The following is a 1,337-nucleotide window of genomic DNA, read 5'->3' as shown; positions in this document are numbered from 1 at the left end:
GTTTATAGGAGATTACACTGGCTAAAGATGCGATAATTGTTCCAAGCCCTCCAATATTTACTCCTAGTAATAAAGCTTTCCAATCAGAAGTAAAGTTTGATAGAAGAATTGAAGTAGGAAAATTGCTAATCAATTGACTCAAAAATATGGAACTAAAGAAGACTGAAGTATCTCCTCTTAAATTAGCGCGAGCAAATGTCCCCAGTGCATCGGAATGGGAAATGTTTCCGATAAAAATAAAAAAACAGACAAAGGTTATTAGAAGAAAGTAATCGATCTTAAATAGTAAGTTTCTATCTAACGTAAATGCTGCTATCAGTGTAACTATTAGCGCAATGTAATAATTAATAACACCAAAAATAGATGCAATGATAGTAATAAGTATCAAAATCCAGACGGTAGCTTTTTTTTGATTTTTCACGGTAATAACAGGTAGTTCTATTTTCAAATCTGTTTTTTGAAGTTTTTGAGTAAATATAAATAACAAACTAATTCCAAGTACAGCTAAAAGCAGGATTGAACCTAAAAATGGGATGAGCTTAATTCCATAGTAAGAATATAGGTATAAATTTTGTGGGTTTCCCATAGGCATCAAGCTACTACCGATGTTTGCCGCAATTGTCTGCAGGATGATTGTATCCATCATGTTCATTTGTGTTTTTTTACTAATGACAAGTGTTATTGGTACAAAAGTGAGGAGAGCGACATCATTTGTTACAAACATGGAGCAAATAAAGCATAACAAAATTAGAATAATAGATATTGACCTGCTGTTATTGCATTTATTTAAAATCGCAACGGCAAGTTTGTCTAATATCTTTAGCTGTTCCAAGGCCTTAATGGCTACCATCAGATTAAATAAGCTAATTAACACTTCAAAGTTAATATATTCGATCTTTGGCGAATGTATTAAGCAGCTGACAATTGCTAGTATCAGTGAAATGGTAAGTACTAAATCCTTTTTTAAAAATTCGAATTTCATAAGGAGTCTTTTTTTATTTTGAACAAATACTATTTCTTTCACAATACACCACCTGTAAGTTATGTTAGTAAATATACGTTTTTTGGGATAACTCGATATTGCTAGAAAAGAGGATGACATAAGGTCCTAAATAAGAGTTTTGTAATGTTTCATCCCTTCAACAAAATCCTTTTTTTCTTAGTGTCTTTCATGTTGTAAATATGTGCAATATAGACGAATCCAGCTAGGGGGATTAATTGAGAAAACAAATGTTTTTTGTATGATACCATAAATAAATTAAATGTTTTATTTTTTTAATATTCCTATAATATTCCGTCGATTCTTGATTTCAAATAATTTATATGCTGTCTCTTAT

1 protein-coding gene is annotated in these 1,337 nt (G+C 30.7%); it reads right to left on the bottom strand.

Features of this window, described 5'->3' with window-relative positions; genetic code table 11:
- Positions 1-1,024, bottom strand: a 1,024-nt coding sequence (locus tag ABWK52_RS29370; protein WP_353772381.1) for an SLC13 family permease, incomplete at its 3' end; no start/stop codon positions are given.
- Positions 1,025-1,337 lie beyond the last annotated feature (313 nt).

Origin of the sequence: Bacillus sp. AP50, assembly GCF_040492675.1 — a bacterium.
Taxonomy (GTDB): Bacteria; Bacillota; Bacilli; order Bacillales; family Bacillaceae_G; genus Bacillus_A; species Bacillus_A cereus.
This window is presented reverse-complemented; position numbering and strand designations above follow the sequence as displayed.